The organism is Nocardioides lianchengensis, assembly GCF_900101465.1.
GTDB lineage: Bacteria > Actinomycetota > Actinomycetes > Propionibacteriales > Nocardioidaceae > Nocardioides > Nocardioides lianchengensis.
This window is the reverse complement of record NZ_FMZM01000001.1, coordinates 516,266-534,620: the sequence shown is the minus strand read 5'-3', so window position 1 is coordinate 534,620 and position 18,355 is coordinate 516,266. Positions and strand designations below refer to the sequence as shown.

Sequence of the window (18,355 nt, the reverse complement as noted above, 5' to 3'; positions counted from 1 at the left end):
ATGACCGTGCTGCACCTGGGCGCCCTCCACGGCGCGGAGGGGTTCGCCGTCCTCGTCCTGGCCCTGGGGCCGATGCTCGTGGCCGTGCTGACCGTGGTCTACCTGCGGTGGCGCGGCGAGCACCCCGATAGTCGCTGACCTTCCGCAGGCAGGCGGCCTGCAGAAGGTCAGCGACTATCGGGCGGAGCGGAGCTGGTGGCCGATCTCGGCGGCCACGGCCCGGGCCAGGTCGGCCGCGGGCTCGCCGTCGACCTCGGGTACGACGTGGTGCACCGTGCCGGCCGCGAGCAGGTCGCGGGCGCGCACCTGCTGGGCGGCCGCCATCTCGGCCGCGTGCCCGGTGTCGCCGTGCACGATCACCGACGCGCCCTCGGGCGGCAGCGGCGAGAGCCAGCCGTGCTCGGCCGCGACCACCGTGGCCGCGGGCAGCAGCGCGAGCGCCCCTCCTCCGCATCCCTGGCCCAGGATGACCGACACGCTGGGGACCCGCAGGGTCGTCATGGTCGCGATGCACCGGGCGATCTCGCCGGCGATCGCACCCTCCTCGGCCCGCTGCGACAGCTCGGCGCCCGGGGTGTCGATGACCGTCACCAGCGGCAGCCCGAGCTCGTCGGCCAGGCGCATCCCGCGCCGGGCCTCGCGCAGCGCGGCCGGGCCCATCTCGTGCCCGGGTGCCTGCCGGCTGCGGTCCTGGCCGACCAGGACGCAGGGCTGCCCGTCGATGCGGGTCAGCGCCACCACGACCGTGGAGTCGCGCTCGCCCTCGTCGGTGCCGCGCAGCCGCAGGGTGCCCTCGGCGCCGTACCTCAGCAGCTCGCGCACGCCGGCCCGGTCCTTCGACCGGGTGTGCGCGATCGAGTCCCAGGCCGGCAGGTCCCTCGGCTCCCGCGCGGCCCGTCGCTCCAGGGTGGGCGCGGACGGCGGGTCGACCAGCACCGCCAGGGCGCCGTCGACCAGGGCCGGGATCTCCTCGGCCGTCACGACGCCGTCGATGACGCCCTTCGCGGCCAGGTTCTCCGCGGTCTGCACCCGCGGCGGGAACGGTCGCCCGTTCAGCGCCTCGAACACCTTCGGGCCCAAGAAGCCCACCAGCGCCTCCGGCTCCGCCACGGTCACGTGGCCCAGCGAGCCCCAGGAGGCGTAGACCCCGCCGGTCGTGGGGTGGCGCAGGTGCACGAGGTAGGGCAGTCCGGCCGCGCGGTGGTCCATCAGCGCCCGCGAGATCTCGACCATCTCCACGAAGGCGACCGTGCCCTCCTGCATCCGGGTCCCGCCCGACGCGGTCGTGGCGAGGACCGGCAGGCCCTCCGCCGTCGCCCGCCGTACGGCGGCCGCGATCCGGCGCGCCGACGCGACCCCGATCGAGCCCGCGAGGAACCGGAACTCGTTGGCCACCACCGCCACCGGCCGCCCCCGCACCCGTCCGCGGCCGGTCAGCACCGACTCGTCCGTGCCGGCCTTCTCGGCCGCCGCGGCCAGCGCCTCGCGGTACGCCGGGGGGTGGTGCTCGGTCGACACCGGCTCGTCCCAGGACTCGAACGAGCCCTCGTCCAGGACCAGGTCCAGGAGGTCCTGCGCACCCCAGCGCCGCTGCGGACTCACCCCTCCTGCTCCAGCCACGCGCGCACCGAGCCGCCGTGCTGGTCGAGCAGCGGGGGCGTCCCGTGCTCGCGCCGGGTGACCTCGTCGCCGTCGGCGCCGAAGAACCGCAGCGGCGGGCCCGGCAGGGTGACGCTGCCGAGCGTCGGGTGGTCGACGTCGAGCAGCAGGCCCTGGCTGGCGACCTGGTCCCAGCCGTAGACCTCGTCGAGGGTGCGGACCTTGCCGGCGGGGATGCCGATCTCGGCCAGCCGGGCCAGCAGCGGCTCGGCGTCCCAGTCGGCGAAGGCCGCCTCGACGACCTCGATCACCCGCTCGCGGACCGCCACCCGCTCGGGGTTGGTCGCGAGCCCCTCCGCGGCCGGGTCCAGCCCGAAGCCCGCGCAGAACTTCCGCCACAGCCCCTCGCTGCCCAGCGCGATCTGCACCGAGCCGTCGCGGCAGCGGAACAGCCCGTACGGCGCGATCGACGGGTGGTGGTTTCCCTGCGCGCGACCGACTTCGCCGGCGACCGTCCAGCGCGTGCCCTGGAACGCGTGCACGCCGACGACCGCGGCGAGCAGGCTGGTGCGGACCACCGTCCCGACGCCGCTGCGCTCGCGCTCGTGCAGGGCGGCGAGGACGCCGTACGCGCCGTACATGCCGGAGAGGAGGTCGGCGATCGGGGTGCCGACCCGCTGCGGGTCGTCCGGGCCGGAGCCGGTCAGGGACATCAGGCCGGCCTCGCCCTGGGCGATCTGGTCGTAGCCCGCGCGGCCGCCCTCGGGACCGTCGTGGCCGAAGCCGGTGATGGAGAGGACGACCAGGCGGGGGTTGCGCGCCTGCAGGTCGGCGATGCCGAGGCCGAGCCGCTCCAGGACGCCGGTGCGGAAGTTCTCGACCAGGACGTCGGCCCGGTCGACCAGCCGGAGCAGCAGGTCGCGGTCGTGCTCGTCCTTCAGGTCGAGCGCGACCGACTCCTTGTTGCGGTTGGCCGAGAGGAAGTACGTCGACTGCCGGTCGTCGTCGGGTCCCACGAACGGCGGCCCCCAGCTGCGGGTGTCGTCGCCCGAGCCGGGCGCCTCGACCTTGATCACGCGGGCGCCGAGGTCGCCCAGCATCATCGTCGCGTGCGGGCCCGCGAGAGCGCGGGAGAGGTCGACGACGAGCACGTCGTCCAGCGGTCCGGTCACGTCGGCTCCTGTACGTCGGTCCGTAGTGGATCAGTGGCCTAGCCAATAGCCCAATGGGCCAATCTGTCAATAACATGCCGCCATGTCCGAGCTCCCCCGTCTGCCCCGTACCCGCCTCTACGAGCAGGTCGCCGGCCAGATCACCGCCTGGGTCGAGGCCAGCGGGCTGCGGCCCGGCGACAAGCTGCCACCGGAGCGCGAGCTCGCGACCCGGCTCGGCGTCAGCCGGGCCACCCTCAGCCAGGCGCTCGTCGCGCTGGAGGTGATCGGCGTGGTCGTGGTCCGGCACGGCGACGGCACCGTGCTCACCGAGGCCTCGCCGGGCCAGCACCGGATCGTCGAGGCGATCCGCGCGCACGCCGACCGGCTGCCCGAGGTGATCGAGACCCGCGACGCCCTGGAGACGAAGATCGCGAGCCTGGCCGCGGTCCGTCGTACCGACGAGGACCTGGCGCGCATCGACGACGCCCTCGAGGCCATGGCGGCCGACATCGAGGCCGGCGGCCGGGGGGTCGAAGGCGACGAGCGCTTCCACGGCGCCGTCACGGCCGCCGCCCACTCCCTGCTGCTGGCCCGGTTGATGGGCGAGATCAGCGACCTGGTGAAGGAGACCCGGATCGAGTCGCTCTCCCAGCCCGGCCGGCCGCAGAACTCGCTCGCGGGCCACCGCGCCATCGCCGACGCGATCCGCGCGCAGGACCCGTCGGCCGCCGCGGCCGCGATGCACGCGCACGTCGAGATGGTCAGCGACGTGGCCGTGCTGCGCGAGGCCCCGTGAGCGGCCTGGAGCAGCTCGCCGTCCTCGCCGCCGGTCTGCTGGGCGGCGCCCTGACCTCCTCGGTCGGGGTCGCGTCCCTGGCCAGCTTCCCGGTGCTGATCACCCTCGGCGTACCGCCGGTCACGGCGAACGTGTCCAACACGATCGGCCTGACCCCCGCCGGGCTCAGCGGCTCGTTCGGCTTCCGCAGCGAGCTGCGCGAGCACCCCGGGGTGACCACGGTGATCCTCGTGACGGGGCTGGTCGGGTCGGTGCTCGGGGCGGTCCTCCTGCTGGCCCTCCCGGCCGGGGTCTTCGAGTCGGTCGTCCCCTACCTGATCCTGTTCACCTGCCTGCTCGTCGGCGCCCAGCCCACGATCAGCAAGGTGCTCCGCCGCGGGCAGGAGGACGCCGAGCCACGCACGCGACTGTCCCCCGTCACGACCTTCTTCGCGACCCTGGTCGGGATCTACGGCGGCTACTTCGGCGCCGGCGCGGGCGTGATGATGGTCGCCGTCCTCGGGTTCGGCACCGACCTCGAGCTGCGCATCGTCAACGCCCTGAAGACGCTGGCGATCCTCGCGGGCAAGATCGTCGCGGCGCTCATCTTCGCCGTCGTCGCCGACGTCGACTGGGCGATCGTGGCCCTCCTCGCCGTCGGCTCGGTCATCGGCGGGTACGCCGGCGCCCGGATCAGCCGGCACCTGCCGCCGCTGCTGCTGCGGTCGCTCATCGTAGTCGCCGGGGTGGTCGCTGCGGTGGCGATGCTGGGCTGAGGCGGGGCGGTGTCCTAGTTACCCGGATCCCCGGGTAACTAGGACGTTCCTGGGCGAAGCATCCCCCGGGAACGTCCGGGAAGGGCCGAGAGGGCCCCCGTGGCGGCCCCTCAGCGCAGCGGCGTCGGCGAGCCCGGTGCGGCGTCGGGCCGGGTCGGCTGGCTGGCCGCCCGCGAGTCCGGGAAGCGGCGGTCGAAGCGCGAGAACAGCGCGTCGCTGGCCCGCGGCGCGACCAGGTTGAGCACCTCGCCGACCCGCCCGGCCAGGGTGTCGACGGTGATCGGCCGGTCCTCCAGAGCCCGTACGACGCGGTCCGCGGCCTGCTCGGCGGTGGCCCCGCGGCCGGCGTACGCCTCGGTGGGCGCGGTCATCGCGGTCCGCACCAGCGCGAAGCGGAGGTTGGTGAAGGTGACGCCGTCGGAGTACGTCTCGCGGCCGGCGATCCGGCTCCAGGTGTCGAGGGCGGTCTTAGAGGCGATGTAGGCGGAGAACTTCGGTGCCTTCAGCTGCACGCCCCAGGTCACGACGTTGACCACGTGCCCGAAGCCCTGCGCCCGCATCGCCGGCAGCAGGCCCAGGGTCAGCCGGACCGGGGCGAGGAAGTTGATCGCGGTCGTGCGCTCGACGTCGTGGAAGCGGTCGTAGGACAGGTGCAGCGAGCGGCGGATGGAGCGGCCGGCGTTGTTGACGAGGTAGTCGACCGGGCCGACCTGCGCCACCAGCGCGTCGACGGCGGCGCCGTCGGTCAGGTCGCAGGCGTACGACGACGCCCGCCCGCCCGCCGCCTCGATCGCGGACCGCACCCGCTCCAGCTGATCGGCGCGCCGGGCGACCAGCAGCACCCGGGCGCCGCGCCGGGCGACGGCCAGCGCGGTCGCCTCGCCGATGCCGGAGCTGGCGCCGGTGACCAGGACGGTCCGGCCGGCGAGCGGGCTCGGGCGACCGAGGATCCGCCGTACCCGTGCCTGCGGGGTGACCCAGAGCAGTCCCATCGTCAGGTGGTCTCCCACCGGAACAGCCGCGCCGCGACGAGGGTCACGACGAGGGCGAAGCCGGCCAGCACGGCGATCGGCCACAGGGCCGCGGAGGGGCCCTCGCCGCGCACCATGACGTCGAGCATCCCCTCGTTGAGGTGCCGGAGCGGCAGCACCTGCGAGAAGGTCTGCAGCCACTGCGGGGCGGCGTCGAGGGGGAAGAACGAGCCGCTCAGGAAGGCCATCGGGAGCACCATGAAGTTGGCCGCGTTGACCGCGCCCTCCGTCGTGGTGGTGATCGCGCCGGCCAGCAGCCCGAGGGCCATGAAGCAGAGGGTGCCGACGACGAGCAGCGGGACCGACATCCACCACGAGCCGGTCAGGGTGAGGCCGAACGCGGCCGCGCCGAGGCCGATGAAGATGGCCGTCTGCACCAGCGCGATCAGCAGGGTGACGGTGACCCGGGCGCCGACGACGGTGCGGGTCGAGACCGGGGCGAGCTGCAGCCGGCGCAGCAGCTTGGACTGCCGCCAGCCCTGCAGGGTGGCCGCGGCCCCGAAGGCCGCGCTCATCGCCACCGCCCAGCCGAGCAGGCCGGGGGTCACGAACTGGATGGTGGACAGCGAGTCGTCCTCGACCCGCTCCGTCTCGAGCGAGAACCGCGGCGGCTGTCCGGACAGCGCGACGTTGGTGCCGTCGACGAACGCCTGTAGGGCGCCCTGGGTGACCGCGGCCTTCACCTGGTCGGTCTGCGTGTAGTGGGCGACGATCGTGTCGCCCCGCATCTCGATCGCCACGTCCGCGTCGCCCTTGCGGACCTTCTCGAGCGCGGCCGCCAGGTCGTCGGACTCCTCGACGTCGAAGGTCTCGTCGAACGCGCCGCGGGCACCGTCGGACATCTCGTCGAGGAGGGCGACCTGACCGACCTGGACCAGCTCGACCTTCGACTGGGTCTGGTCCCCGAAGAGCCCGCCGAAGAGGACCAGGAACATCAGCGGGAAGATCAGCGCGAAGAAGACCGACGCCTTGTCGCGCACGAAGCCCTTGACGATCGCCAGGGACAGGGCGAGGAACGGGCCTCTCGTGCGGGGTGACCTCATGCGCGGTACTCCCGCCCGGTCAGGTCGAGGAAGACGTCCTCGAGCGTGCCGGTCTGCACCCGGATCCCGTCGAGGCGGTGCTCGTCGGCGAGCCGGGCGATCTCCTGGGCCGGGTCGCGGGTCGTGAGCACCTCGCCGTCGGCGAGCAGGATCCGGGTCGGGGCGTCCAGGCCGCGGATCAGCGCGTCCGGGGTGTCGAAGCGCAGGATCGCGCCGGCGTCCATGATCGCCACCCGGTCGCAGAGCACCTCGGCCTCGTCCATGTAGTGCGTCGTCAGCACCACGGTGCGGCCGGAGTCGTTCAGGCCGGACAGCAGGTCCCAGAGGTTGCGGCGGGCCTGCGGGTCGAGTGCGGCCGTCGGCTCGTCGAGGAACACCAGCTCCGGGTCGTGCACCAGCGCGCAGGCGATCGACAGCCGCTGCGCCTGCCCGCCGGAGAGGTCCTCGACCCGGGTGTCGGCCTTCTCCACCAGCCCCACCCGCTCGAGCCAGTCGTCCGCCTCGCGCACGGGTACGGCGTACAGGGCCGCGAAGGTGTGCAGCTGCTCGCGCGCGGTCAGCCGCTCGAAGAAGGCGGACGCCTGCAGCTGGACGCCGATCCGCGGCAGCAGGCCCGCGTTGCGCGGCCAGACCGGCATCCCCAGCACCGTCGCCCTGCCCGAGTCGGGCTCGCGCAGCCCCTCGACCATCTCCAGCAGGGTGGTCTTGCCGGCGCCGTTGGGGCCGAGGATGCCGACGAACTCGCCCTCGGCGACCTCCAGGCTGACGGCGTCGACGGCCCGCAGGTCGCCGTACGTCATGGAGAGGTCGACGACCTCGATCGCTGCCACGCAGGCGACCCTACTCAGGAGCCACGAGCGGCCAGGGCCGCGCCGCCTCGACCTGGGCCGCCAGGCTCAGCAGCACCGGCTCGCCGTCGGTCGGGCCGACCAGCTGGACGGCCACCGGCAGCCCGTCGTCGGCCAGGCCGCACGGGAGGCTGGCGGCGGGGTTGCCGGCGACGTTCCAGAGCGCGGCGTAGGCGATCGCGGGCATCGAGGCCAGGCTGGACCGGACGGTGCCACGGCCGTCGAGGATCCCGACCGGCGGCGGCCGGTGGGCGATGGCGGGCGTGAGCAGCACGTCGGCGTCCTGGAAGACCCGGTCGGCCTTCGCGGACACCTTCTCGGTCTGGCGCAGCGCCCAGTCGCGCACCCGCGGGGTGACCCACGAGCCGAGCCGGTACGACTGCCGGGTACGGCGCTCCAGCCGCGCGAAGTGCTCCATCCCGTCGGCCTCGGTGCGGATGCCGGCGAAGAACTGCGGGATGAACGCGGTGGTCGGGTCGGGGTAGCGCGGGTCCACCTCGCGCACGTCGTGGCCCAGGTCGGTGAGCAGCCGGGCGGTGTCCCGGACGGCCCGCACGTGGACGGGGTCGGGCCTGACGCCGAGCGAGACGGCCTTCGTCGACCAGCCGATCCGCAGCCGGCCGGGCTCGCGGCGGGCCGCCTCGACGAAGCTGCCGGTCTCCCCCGCGGTGTAGAGGTCGCCGGGCACGTTGCCGCGGATCGCGTCGTAGACGAGCGCGCTGTCGAAGACCGTGCGCGTCAGCGGCCCGGCGGTGCCGAGCGCCCACCACAGGTGCGGGTGCGGGGCGGTCGTCACCCGGCCGCGCTGGGGCTTGAGGCCGAAGAGCCCGCAGCACGCGCTCGGGATCCGGATCGACCCGCCGCCGTCGCCGCCGATCCCGGCCGGGACCATCCCGGTGGCGACCGCGACCGCCGTACCGCCGCTGGAGCCGCCGGGGGTGCGGCTGCGGTCCCACGGATTGCGCGTGTAGCCGCGGCTCACCGACTCCGTGTAGGGGAACGCCCCGAACTCCGGCATCGTCGTCTTGCCGACCACGACCGCGCCGGCGGCCCGCAGCCGTCGTACCAGCTCGGCGTCGGCGGCCGCGGGCGTCGAGTTGGCGTCGCCGCCGAAGGTCGTCACCGCCCCCTCGACGTCGACCTCCTCCTTGATGACGAGGGGTACGCCGTGCAACGGCCCGGCCGGCTCGCCCGCCGTCCGCGCCGCGTCCAGCGCGTCCGCGTCGGCGCGCGCCCGCTCGGCCAGCACCACCGACATCGCGTTCAGGTCGGCGTCGAGGCGGGCGATCCGGGCCAGCGACTCGTCGACGGCAGCCCGGGCGGTGAGCGTCCCGGCGGTCGTGGCGGCCACGGTCTCGGCGACCGTCCTGACGAGGGGGCGCGCGGGGTCGGTCATGGCCGCAATGTAGTGGCTGCGCCGTGCCGACCGGCTGAGCGTCGGGAGCCGAGCGCCGAAAAGTCCCTGACGCTCTGCACCGCTCGCGCGTGCAGAACGTCGGGGACTATCGCCGCCGGCGACCCCCACCCCCAGGAATGAGGGATCACCCCTCATGCCCGGGGGACGTCCTCCGGCCGAGGGTGGGACCACCGAAGCCCACCACCCCGGAGGAACCCACCATGTCCCGCAGCACCACCTCGAAGAAGACCCGCTCCCTCGGCCCACTGGCCGTCCTGGCCGCCGCCGTGCTCCTGGTGGTCGCGATGGCTGGATCCGCGACCGCGGCCGCCCTGATCACCGGCAAGGACGTCAAGAACGGCAGCCTGACCGGCAAGGACGTCAAGGACCGCAGCCTCACGGGCAAGGACGTCAAGGACCGCAGCCTGACCGGCGCCGACGTGAAGGACCAGGGCCTCACCGGCGCGGACGTCAAGGACGGCAGCCTGAGCGGCAAGGACGTCCAGGACGGCACGGTCGCCGAGGGCGACCTCGGGGCCGGCGTGAAGGCCAAGCTGAACGCTCCGAACGTGGCCGGCTACGAGGTCGTCACCGAGACCGTCGAGCTGGAGTCCGACGGCGAGGGCGCCGTGTTCGTCGCCTGCTCCGCGGGCAAGGTCGCGGTCGGCGGCGGCGGCGCGTTCGCGGACGCCGCCACGACCACGACCAGCATCGAGGCCAGCCTCCCGCAGAAGGTGATCCGCGGCGACTCGCTCCTGTTCGCCGACCCGGAGCCGGGCTTCGCCGACGGCTGGCGGGTCGACGGCAAGCACAGCGGTCTCGACCCGCAGGACCTGACGGCGTACGTCGTCTGCGTCGACCCGAGCTGACTGCTCCCTCCCGAGCCCGTCGACCCCCGGACCGCACGCGCGGTCCGGGGGTCGAGGCGTCTCAGGTCGAGAGCAGCCCGCGCACGACCCGGAGTCCGACCGACATCCGGGCCAGGTCGGCCTGGTCGTCCGCGCAGATCTCCTCGAGCGTGCCCGTCGCCCGGGCCACCGTGACCGCGTCGCCGTCCTCCCAGGTCGCGATCCGCGACGGCGCGGCCTCGTCGCCGGGCGTCGCCCGGAGCACCTGGAGCGTGAGCTGCGAGTGCACGCCGTGCAGGTCGTCGCGGAGCGCCGCGCGGGCCATGGTCTGCCACCGGTCCTCGCGCGGCAGGGCCAGGATCCGCTGCACCAGGGCCGGCAACCCGAGCCGCTCCCCCAGCGCGAAGTGCACCCGGGCGACGTCGCGCGGGTCGAGGTCCTCGCGCTGGGCGTTCTCGACCACCCCGAGCAGCATGTACGACGGGGGCAGCACCGCGACCCGGCTCGCCAGGTCCTCGGGCACCTGCTGCTCGACCAGCCGATCGCGCCGGGCGAGGTAGGCGTCCAGCTCCCGCCCGGTCATCAGCTCGGGCAGCTCGGTCATCACCGTCTGCACGAGCCCGGCGAACTGGTCGACGGTGGCCTGGCTGTCCAGCGGCGGCCGTCGGTTGGTGACCAGCCAGCGCGAGGCCCGCTCGACCAGCGTGCGCATCTCCAACCGCATCCGGGTCTGCACGGCCGCGTCGAGCCGGTTGTCGTACGACGCCACCTCCTGACGCAGCGGCAGCGAGCCGAAGATCTCGCGGGCCACGAAGTTGGCGCGCGTCAGCTCGGCCCCGTCGGCGCCGGTCTCGCCGGAGAGCCGCGGCCAGAAGGTCATGCCGGCCCCGTTCACCAGGTCGTTGACGACCTGGGTCACGATGATCTCGCGGCGCAGCGGGTGGGCCTCGACCTGCGCCGGGAAGCCGTCGCGGACGGGCCCCGGGAAGTAGCCCTTCAGGTCCAGGTCGAGGTACGGGTCGTCGGGCAGGTCGGAGGCCAGCAGCTGGTCGGCGAGCACGATCTTGGTCCAGGCCAGCAGCACGGCCAGCTCGGGCGCGGTCAGGCCCTCGCCGCGGTCGAGGCGGCGTCGTACCTCGCGGCTGGGGGGCAGGCCCTCGACCTCGCGGTCGAGGATCCCGTCGTGCTCGAGGCGCTTCATGAACTCCTCGTGCACGTGCAGCAGCGACGGCGCGTGGTCGAGGGCGTTGGCGAGCGCCAGGTTCTGCTCGTAGTTGTCGGCCAGCACCAGGCCGGCCACCTCGTCGGTCATCTCCGCCAGCAGCGCATTGCGCTGCTTGGTGGTCAGGTCGCCGTCGCGGACCACCCGGTCGAGCAGGACCTTCAGGTTGACCTCGTGGTCGGAGGTGTCGACGCCGGCGGAGTTGTCGATGAAGTCGGTGTTGATCCGGCCACCCGCCCCGCCGCACCCCTGGCGGGCGTACTCGATCCGGCCGGCCTGGGTCAGACCGAGGTTGCCGCCCTCGCCGACGCAGGCCGCCCGCAGCTCGCCGCCGTCGACGCGGATCGGGTCGTTGGCCTTGTCGCCGGCGTCGGCGTGGGTCTCGTCGGCGCCCTTGACGTAGGTGCCGATGCCACCGTTCCAGAGCAGGTCGACCGGGGCCTTCAGGATCGCCCGCATCAGCTCGGCCGGGGTCAGCGACTCCACGTCGCCCTCGATCCCCAGCGCCTCGCGGACCTGCGCCGTCAGCGCGACCTTCTTCGCCGAGCGCGGGAAGACCCCGCCGCCCTCGGAGATCAGGGCCTGGTCGTAGTCCTGCCAGCTCGACCGGGGCAGCTCGAAGAGCCGCCGGCGCTCGGCGTACGACGTGGCCGCGTCGGGCGTCGGGTCGAGGAAGATGTCGCGGTGGTCGAAGGCCGCTACCAGCCGGGTGTGCTCGCTGCACAGCAGCCCGTTGCCGAAGACGTCGCCGGACATGTCGCCGATGCCGACCGCGGTGAAGTCCTCGGCCTGGCAGTCGATGCCGCGCTCGCGGAAGTGCCGCTGCACCGAGACCCAGGCGCCGCGGGCGGTGATGCCCATCGCCTTGTGGTCGTAGCCGACCGAGCCGCCGCTGGCGAACGCGTCACCGAGCCAGAAGCCGTAGTCCTGGGCCACCCCGTTGGCGATGTCGGAGAACGTCGCGGTGCCCTTGTCGGCGGCCACCACGAGGTAGGAGTCGTCCCCGTCGTGGCGTACGACGTCGGTCGGCGGCACCGTCTCGCCCTCGACCAGGTTGTCGGTGAGGTCGAGCAGGCCGGAGATGAACGTGCGGTAGCAGGCCACGCCCTCGGCCAGCCAGGCGTCGCGGTCGACCGAGGGATCCGGGAGGTTCTTGGCGTAGAAGCCGCCCTTCGCGCCGACCGGCACGATCACGGTGTTCTTCACCATCTGGGCCTTGACCAGGCCGAGCACCTCGGTGCGGAAGTCGTCGCGCCGGTCCGACCAGCGCAGTCCGCCGCGGGCGACCGAGCCGAAGCGCAGGTGCACGCCCTCGACGCGGGGGCTGTAGACGAAGATCTCGAACTTCGGCCGCGGGTGCGGCAGGTCGGGGATCTGGGACGGCTCCAGCTTGAAGGAGATGTACGACTTCGGCCGGCTCGCCCCGTCCGTGGAGACCCGCTGGAAGTAGTTGGTCCGCAGCGTGGCCCGCACGTGCACGAGGTAGGAGCGCAGGATGCGGTCGTGGTCGAGGCTGGCCACGTCGTCGAGGGCGGCGCCGATCCGGCGGACCAGGTCCTCCTGCGCCGCGTCCCGATCGTCGCCCGCCGCCGGGTCGAAGCGGGCCTCGAAGAGCCGCGCCAGCAGCCGGGTGATGTCGACGTTGGCCGCCAACGCGTCCTGGATCGAGTCCAGGGCGAACGGCGAGCCACCCTGGCGCATGTACTTGGCGTAGGCGCGCAGCACCGTCGCCTGGCGCCAGGTCAGCCCGGCGCCCAGCACCAGCGCGTTGAAGCCGTCGGTCTCGTTGAAGCCGTCCCACACCGCGTGCAGGGCGTCCTGGAACAGCCCGCGCGCCTCCTCGGGCAGCTGTCGGTCCGAGCGCAGGCCGAACTCGTAGACGAAGGAGCGGCGCCCACCCGGGTCGCCGGCCAGGTCGTACGGGCGCTCGTCGACGACCTCGACGCCCATCGACGACAGCATCGGCAGCACGGCCGACAGCGACAGCGGCTCGCCGACCCGGTAGACCTTCAGCCGCGCCTCGCCGCGCCCCGCGTCCAGCGGCTGGTAGAGCGACAGGTCGATGCCCTCGTCGCCCCGGATGCCTTCAAGGCGGCCCAGGTCGACCGACGCCGTACGCGGGGCGAAGTCCTCCTTGTAGGCCTCGGGCCACGCGTCGACGTAGCGGCGACCGAGGGCCGAGCCGGCCTCCTCGCCGTACTCGGCGATGACGGCGCCGAGGAAGTCGTCGCGCCAGGAGCGGGACGCCTCGGTCAGCCGCCGCTCGAGGTCGGCGGTGTCGACCTCGGGCATCTGGGCGCCGTGCGGCAGGTGGGCGACGAAGTGCACCCGGGCGGTCGTGGACTCGTTGATGCGGACGGTGAACTCCACCGACTCGGCGCCGAGTCGGTCCTGGAGGATCTGCGAGAACTTCTCCCGGACCCCCGTGTTGTAGCGGTCGCGCGGGAGGTAGACCAGCACCGAGACGTAGCGGCCGTAGGTGTCGCGCCGGATGATCGCGCGCACGGCGCGGCGCTCGCGGGCGTGCATGGCCGCCTCGGCCATCGGGGCGAGCTCCTCGACGCTCGTGTGGAACAGCTCGTCGCGGGGGTAGGTCTCGAGGGTGTCCATCAGCGCCCGGCCGGCGTAGCTGCGCGGGTCGAAGCCGCTGCGCTTCAGCACGTCGGCCGCGCGCTCGCGCAGCAGCGGGATCCGGGTCAGCGACTCGGCGTACGCGGTGCTCGAGAGCAGGCCGAGGAAGCGGCGCTCGCCGATCACGTTCCCGTCGGCGTCGAAGGTCTTCACGCCGACGTAGTCGAGGTACGCCGGGCGGTGCACGGTCGCCCGCGAGTTGGCCTTGGCCAGCACCAGCAGGCTCGGCTCGCGGGCCTTGTCGCGCACCTTCTCGGGCAGCTGGGTGCTCTGGGAGAGGTCGGGGTCGTCACGCAGGATGCCGAGCCCGGTGCCGGGCACGCCCTGCAGGTGGTCGTCGGCGGTGAGCTCGTACTCGCGGTAGCCCAGGAACGTGTAGTGCTCCTCGGTCAGCCAGGTCAGCAGCTCGCGCGCCTGCCGGACCTCCTCGGCACCGACGCCGGCGGGCGCGGCGTCGCCGAGCTCCTCGACGATCTCCAGCATCCGGGCCCGGGTGCGCGGCCAGTCCTCGGTCGCCTCCCGGACGTCGCGCAGCACCTGGTGGACGTGCTCGACCATCGCGTCGAGGTCCTCGCCCTCGGGCACCCGGCCGATCTCGACGTGCATCCAGGACTCGCGGATCGTGCCCTCGTGCGGCTCGAGCGAGCCGTCGTCGATCACGTGCACCGCCTGCAGCTCGCCGGTGATGTCGCGCTCGACGTCGAAGTGCGGGTGCACGACCACGTGCACGTCGCGCAGCTGCCGGGAGAGCTCCATGGTCAGCGAGTCGACGAGGAAGGGCATGTCGTCGACGACGACCTCGACCACCGAGTGGCCGCCGGCCGACCAGCCCTCCTCCCCCAGGGTCGGGGTGAGCACCCGCACCTGCGCGGTGCCCTGCGGCCGCTGGCCCGCGAGCCGGTGGTGGGAGGCGAAGGCGCCGTACACGTCGACGTCGGTGCGGTCGACGAGGTCCTCGGGCGCGACGTGCCGGTAGTAGGCCCGCAGCAGCTCCCCCACCCGGTCGTGGGGTGGGCCTCCCGACCCCGTCCCGGACCGCGCCAGCGCGGTCGCCTTCTCGAGGAGCTCGGACTTGTCCACCTGCGTCGCCGTTGACACGCTCCGACCGTAGACCCCGGTGGGCGGCGCACCAAGAGCCGGGGCGTCGACCCTAGACTTCACGCGTCTCAGGCGCCCGTAGCCCAATGGGTAGAGGCACCAGGTTTAGGTCCTGGCCAGTGAGAGTTCGAGTCTCTCCGGGCGCACTCAGTCGCTCGCGCGGTCCTCCTCGCGGAGCCGCGGGAGCGTCGTACCCTCCGGCTTGATGCCGGTCTTGTCGGCGTAGAACGCGCGGATGGTGTCCATGTCGGCGCGCACGTCGCCGGTCAGGTCGAAGGTCGGGCCCCACCCGACGGTCTTCGAGGGCGCGTCGAGGAAGGCCAGGGTGACCGGGATGCCGGTCTGCTGGGAGATCCGGTAGAAGCCGGACTTCCAGTACTCGCCCTTGCTGCGCGTGCCCTCCGCGGCGATGCCGAGCAGGAAGGTCTCGTCGGTCTCGGAGTCGGCGAGCAGGGCGCGGATCGTCGCGCCGGGATTCGTCCGATCCAGCTCGACGGCGCCGGTGGCCCGCATGAAGGGGCCGACCGGCCCCTTGAAGAAGGAGTCCTTGACCAACAGCCGGATCTGCACGCTGTTGTCCCAGGCCAGGAGCATCGTGAGCACCCAGTCCCAGTTCGAGGTGTGCGGGGCGCCGACGAGGATGCCCTTGCTCGGGACGGTGCCGACCGTCTTCCAGCCCGTGAGGCGCAGCGCCACCCGCGCGAAGGTACGACGGACCAGGAAGTGTCGGTTCACCCCGTGAACGTAGCGGTCCACGGGAAGTGGTGACGCCCGTCACGTCCGATCCACTACCGTCCCGCCATGGACTCCGCGCTCACCACGGTCGGGCTGCCCCTGGCGCTCGCGATCATCATGTTCGGACTCGGGCTCTCGCTCACCCCCGACGACTTCCGGCGCGTCGGGCGGCACCCGCGCGCGGTGGCCGTCGCGCTGGGCTGCCAGCTGCTGCTGCTGCCGGCGCTCTGCTTCGGGCTGGTCAAGCTGCTCGACCTGCCCCCGCTGCTGGCCATCGGCATGATGCTGCTCGCCGCCTCCCCGGGCGGGACCAGCGCCAACCTCTACAGCCACCTCTTCCGCGGCGACGTCGCGCTCAACGTCACGCTCACCGCGATCAACTCGGTGATCGCCATCGTGTCCCTGCCGATCATCACCAACCTGGCCATCGCCCACTACGACCAGGGCGAGACCGTCGACCTGCAGTTCGGCAAGGTGGTCGAGGTCTTCGCCGTGGTGCTGGTGCCGGTGGGCCTTGGCATGCTGGTCCGCGCCCGGAAGGCGGCCTTCGCCGAGCGGATGGACCGCCCGGTGCGCACCGGGTCCGCGGTCATCCTGGCCGTGTTGGTCCTCGGCATCCTGCTCGACCAGCGTGAGAACGTCGGCGACTACCTCGCCGACGTCGGCCTGGCCGCCGGCCTGTTCTGCGCCGCCAGCCTGGTGATCGGGTACGTCGTCCCGCGCGCGTTCGGCATCCGCGAGGAGCAGGCCATCGCCTCGTCGATGGAGATCGGCGTGCACAACGGCACGCTGGCGATCTACGTCGCGGTCGAGGTGCTGGACAACACCGAGATCTCGGTGCCGGCGGCGGTCTACTCGGTCTTCATGTTCGTGCTCGCCGCCGTCTGGGGGACGCTGATCAGCCGGCGGATCCGAGCTGCCGGGCCAGCAGAGGTGCCAGTTCCCTGAGCGCCTTGCCCCGGTGGGAGATGGCGTCCTTGTCCTCGCGGGACAGCTCCGCGGTCGTGAGGCCCGGGTGGTCGTCGGCCACGAACAGCACGTCGTAGCCGAACCCGCCGCTCCCCCGCACCTCGCGGACCACGGTGCCGTCCATCCGGCCGTGCACGACCAGCTCGCCGCCGGCGTGCACGAACGCGACCGCGCAGGTGAAGTACGCCGTACGGCGCTCGTCGGGCACGTCGGCGAGCTGGTCGAGCAGCAGCCGGTTGTTGCGCTCGTCGCTCTTGGGCGGGCCGGACCAGCGGGCGGAGAGCACGCCGGGCATGCCGTTGAGCGCGTCGACGCACAGGCCGCTGTCGTCGGCGACCGACGGCAGTCCGGTGGCCGCGAAGCCCGCGCGGGCCTTCAGCAGCGCGTTGCCCTCGAAGGTCGGCTCGTCCTCGACCGGCTCGTCGTACGCCGGGACGTCGTCGAGGCCGACGACGCTCGCGCCGGGCAGGTGCGTGGCGAGGATGCGCTCCATCTCGGCGAGCTTCTTGGCGTTGCGGGAGGCGAGGTGGATCCGGGTCTCGATACGTTCGCTGGCGCTCACTACTCGACCACCGACAGAGCCCGACGTTCGCTGGCGCTCACTACTCGACCACCGACAGAGCCCGACGTTCGCTGGCGCTCACTACTCGACCACCGAGACGCCCAGCGCGTTCTGCTGGAGGCGGGTGAGGTCGGCGCAGCCCTTCTCGCCGAGCGCGAGCAGCGCGTCGAGCTCGGCCCGGTCGAAGGCCGCGCCCTCGGCGGTGCCCTGCACCTCGATGAACTTGCCGTCGCCGGTCATCACGATGTTCATGTCGGTCTCGGCGCGCACGTCCTCCTCGTAGGGGAGGTCGAGGCGCGGGACGCCGTCGATGATGCCGACGCTGACGGCGGCGACCGAGCCGGTCAGCGGCTCGCCCTTGAGCGCGCCGGTCGAGCGGAGGTGGGCGACGGCGTCGGCGAGGGCGACGTACGCGCCGGTGATCGCGGCGGTGCGGGTGCCGCCGTCGGCCTGGAGGACGTCGCAGTCGAGCTGGATGGTGTTCTCGCCGAGCGCCTGGTAGTCGACGACCGCGCGCAGCGAGCGGCCGATCAGCCGGCTGATCTCGTGGGTGCGGCCGCCGATCCGACCCTTGACCGACTCGCGGTCGGAGCGGGTGTTGGTGGACGCAGGGAGCATGGCGTACTCCGCCGTCACCCAGCCCAGGCCCGAGCCCTTGCGCCAGCGCGGCACGCCCTCCGAGGCGGACGCGGCGCACAGGACGCGGGTGCGGCCGAACTCGACCAGCACCGAGCCGGCGGCGTGGTCGAGCCAGTTGCGGGTGATCGTGATCTGGCGGAGCTCGTCGTCGCTACGACCGTCGGCGCGTGTCATGACCAGCAGGCTAGTGGCCGGCGGGGACACGCCCTCGCACGCCCTCGGTCCAGGCCAGCCGGACCGCCCACGGAGCGAGGTCGCGCGCCCGGCGCCCCATCCAGGGCACGCCCTCGGCGGCCATCCAGGCCAGGTCCCGGCGCCAGCTCGGCTCGAAGCCGCCGGACGGCTCCGGCGAGGGCGACGCGAAGTCCAGGCCCTCGCGCTGCAGGAGCGATGCGAAGGCGCCGGCCAGCGCCCGGTGGCCGCGCTCCGAGGGATGCAGCCGGTCCACCGACCAGGACTCGCGCCGGAAGATCCCCGGCTGCGCGGCCAGGTCGACCCGGAGCCCGCCGTACGTCGCGTGCACCTCGTCGTAGACCGCGTTGACCCGCTCGATCCGGGCCAGCATCGGCCGGCGCAACACGCCCGGCAACCCGATCGCGGCGCCATGGTCGTGGAAGCGCGCGGTCAGCAGCAGCGCACCGGTCGACTGCAGCGCCTCGGCGCAGGTCATCAGGTCCTCGCGGACCCGCCGGGTGTCCCAGGTCGAGCGCATCGTGTCGTTGATGCCCACGACCAGGGACGCGACGTCGGGGCGGTGCGCGACCGCCTCCTCGAGCTGTCCGGTCCGCACGGTCGCCGCCGTGGCTCCCGAGACGGCCAGGTTGCAGAAGGAGACGTCGTACGACGTGCCGAGGGCGTCCGCGAGCAGCCGGGCCCACCCGCGCCAGCCGGTCGGGGACACGGCGTGCGGCACCGGGTCACCGATGCCGAAGGTCGAGCTGTCACCGAGGGAGGCCACCCGCAGGTACATGACGCCAGCGTGGCGGCAGGCACGGAGCGTGCCTGCCGCCACGAGGTGTCGTGTCGGAC

General features: G+C 73.2%; 16 protein-coding genes and 1 tRNA gene. 6 read left to right on the top strand and 11 right to left on the bottom strand.

Annotation, left to right across the window (positions count from 1 at the left end; translation table 11 throughout):
* The gene (locus BLT76_RS25550; RefSeq protein WP_170866908.1) at window positions 1–138 is read left to right on the top strand and encodes a hypothetical protein; all 138 of its coding nucleotides are present in this window, start codon (window positions 1–3) and stop codon (window positions 136–138) included.
* 36 nt (window positions 139–174) lie between these two features.
* Here BLT76_RS25550 and BLT76_RS26105 read toward each other — a convergent pair whose 3' ends face one another.
* Entirely contained in the window at window positions 175–1,602 is a 1,428-nt protein-coding gene (locus BLT76_RS26105) for a carboxyl transferase domain-containing protein (RefSeq protein WP_090850449.1), read from the bottom strand.
* A complete protein-coding gene (locus BLT76_RS26100) occupies window positions 1,599–2,771 on the bottom strand; it encodes a CaiB/BaiF CoA transferase family protein (protein ID WP_090850447.1) in 1,173 nt (390 codons plus the stop codon). Before BLT76_RS26100 ends, BLT76_RS26105 begins: the two co-directional genes overlap by 4 nt.
* Before the next feature lie 82 nt (window positions 2,772–2,853).
* On the opposite strand from BLT76_RS26100, the gene BLT76_RS02660 reads away from it, so the two are divergent.
* Window positions 2,854–3,549 (top strand): FadR/GntR family transcriptional regulator, encoded by a 696-nt coding sequence (locus tag BLT76_RS02660; RefSeq protein WP_090850445.1) that lies wholly within the window; start codon window positions 2,854–2,856, stop codon window positions 3,547–3,549.
* Entirely contained in the window at window positions 3,546–4,304 is a 759-nt protein-coding gene (locus tag BLT76_RS02655; RefSeq protein ID WP_090850443.1) for a sulfite exporter TauE/SafE family protein, read from the top strand. The genes BLT76_RS02660 and BLT76_RS02655 overlap by 4 nt, the downstream gene beginning before the upstream one ends.
* 110 nt (window positions 4,305–4,414) lie before the next feature.
* Here BLT76_RS02655 and BLT76_RS02650 read toward each other — a convergent pair whose 3' ends face one another.
* From BLT76_RS02650 to BLT76_RS02635, 4 genes are read right to left on the bottom strand one after another with little or no spacing between them, the layout of a single operon-like run.
* Window positions 4,415–5,296: an SDR family NAD(P)-dependent oxidoreductase gene (locus BLT76_RS02650; protein WP_090850441.1), complete on the bottom strand. Its 882-nt coding sequence runs from the start codon at window positions 5,294–5,296 to the stop codon at window positions 4,415–4,417.
* Between the two features lie 2 nt (window positions 5,297–5,298).
* Window positions 5,299–6,378, bottom strand: a complete 1,080-nt coding sequence (locus BLT76_RS02645) for an ABC transporter permease (RefSeq protein WP_090850439.1) — start codon at window positions 6,376–6,378, stop codon at window positions 5,299–5,301.
* Window positions 6,375–7,208 carry an ABC transporter ATP-binding protein gene (locus BLT76_RS02640; RefSeq protein ID WP_244509216.1) on the bottom strand — a complete coding sequence of 278 codons (834 nt, stop codon included), beginning with the start codon at window positions 7,206–7,208 and terminating at the stop codon, window positions 6,375–6,377. Before BLT76_RS02640 ends, BLT76_RS02645 begins: the two co-directional genes overlap by 4 nt.
* A 10-nt stretch (window positions 7,209–7,218) precedes the next feature.
* Entirely contained in the window at window positions 7,219–8,622 is a 1,404-nt protein-coding gene (locus tag BLT76_RS02635) for an amidase (RefSeq protein ID WP_090850437.1), read from the bottom strand.
* A gap of 221 nt (window positions 8,623–8,843) precedes the next feature.
* Here BLT76_RS02635 and BLT76_RS02630 point away from each other — a divergent pair, with 221 nt between their 5' ends.
* Window positions 8,844–9,491: a hypothetical protein gene (locus tag BLT76_RS02630; RefSeq protein ID WP_090850435.1), complete on the top strand. Its 648-nt coding sequence runs from the start codon at window positions 8,844–8,846 to the stop codon at window positions 9,489–9,491.
* 61 nt (window positions 9,492–9,552) lie between these two features.
* On the opposite strand, the gene BLT76_RS02625 is transcribed toward BLT76_RS02630, so the two are convergent.
* The gene (locus BLT76_RS02625) at window positions 9,553–14,421 is read right to left on the bottom strand and encodes an NAD-glutamate dehydrogenase (protein ID WP_090850433.1); all 4,869 of its coding nucleotides are present in this window, start codon (window positions 14,419–14,421) and stop codon (window positions 9,553–9,555) included.
* Between the two features lie 72 nt (window positions 14,422–14,493).
* On the opposite strand from BLT76_RS02625, the gene BLT76_RS02620 reads away from it, so the two are divergent.
* Window positions 14,494–14,567, top strand: a tRNA-Leu gene (locus BLT76_RS02620).
* A gap of 1 nt (window position 14,568) precedes the next feature.
* Here the strand turns inward: BLT76_RS02620 and BLT76_RS02615 are convergent.
* A complete protein-coding gene (locus tag BLT76_RS02615; protein WP_090850852.1) occupies window positions 14,569–15,156 on the bottom strand; it encodes a lysophospholipid acyltransferase family protein in 588 nt (195 codons plus the stop codon).
* 66 nt (window positions 15,157–15,222) lie between these two features.
* Here BLT76_RS02615 and BLT76_RS02610 point away from each other — a divergent pair, with 66 nt between their 5' ends.
* Window positions 15,223–16,104 carry a bile acid:sodium symporter family protein gene (locus BLT76_RS02610; RefSeq protein ID WP_090850431.1) on the top strand — a complete coding sequence of 294 codons (882 nt, stop codon included), beginning with the start codon at window positions 15,223–15,225 and terminating at the stop codon, window positions 16,102–16,104.
* Here the strand turns inward: BLT76_RS02610 and BLT76_RS02605 are convergent.
* From BLT76_RS02605 to BLT76_RS02595, 3 genes are all read right to left on the bottom strand, one after another.
* Window positions 16,055–16,618: a non-canonical purine NTP pyrophosphatase gene (locus BLT76_RS02605; RefSeq protein ID WP_218856269.1), complete on the bottom strand. Its 564-nt coding sequence runs from the start codon at window positions 16,616–16,618 to the stop codon at window positions 16,055–16,057. The genes BLT76_RS02610 and BLT76_RS02605 overlap by 50 nt on opposite strands.
* 150 nt (window positions 16,619–16,768) lie before the next feature.
* A complete protein-coding gene (rph, locus tag BLT76_RS02600; protein WP_090850847.1) occupies window positions 16,769–17,500 on the bottom strand; it encodes a ribonuclease PH in 732 nt (243 codons plus the stop codon).
* A 10-nt stretch (window positions 17,501–17,510) separates the two neighbouring features.
* Window positions 17,511–18,296, bottom strand: coding sequence for an SGNH/GDSL hydrolase family protein (locus BLT76_RS02595; RefSeq protein ID WP_090850429.1), 786 nt, complete (start codon window positions 18,294–18,296; stop codon window positions 17,511–17,513).
* Window positions 18,297–18,355 lie beyond the last annotated feature (59 nt).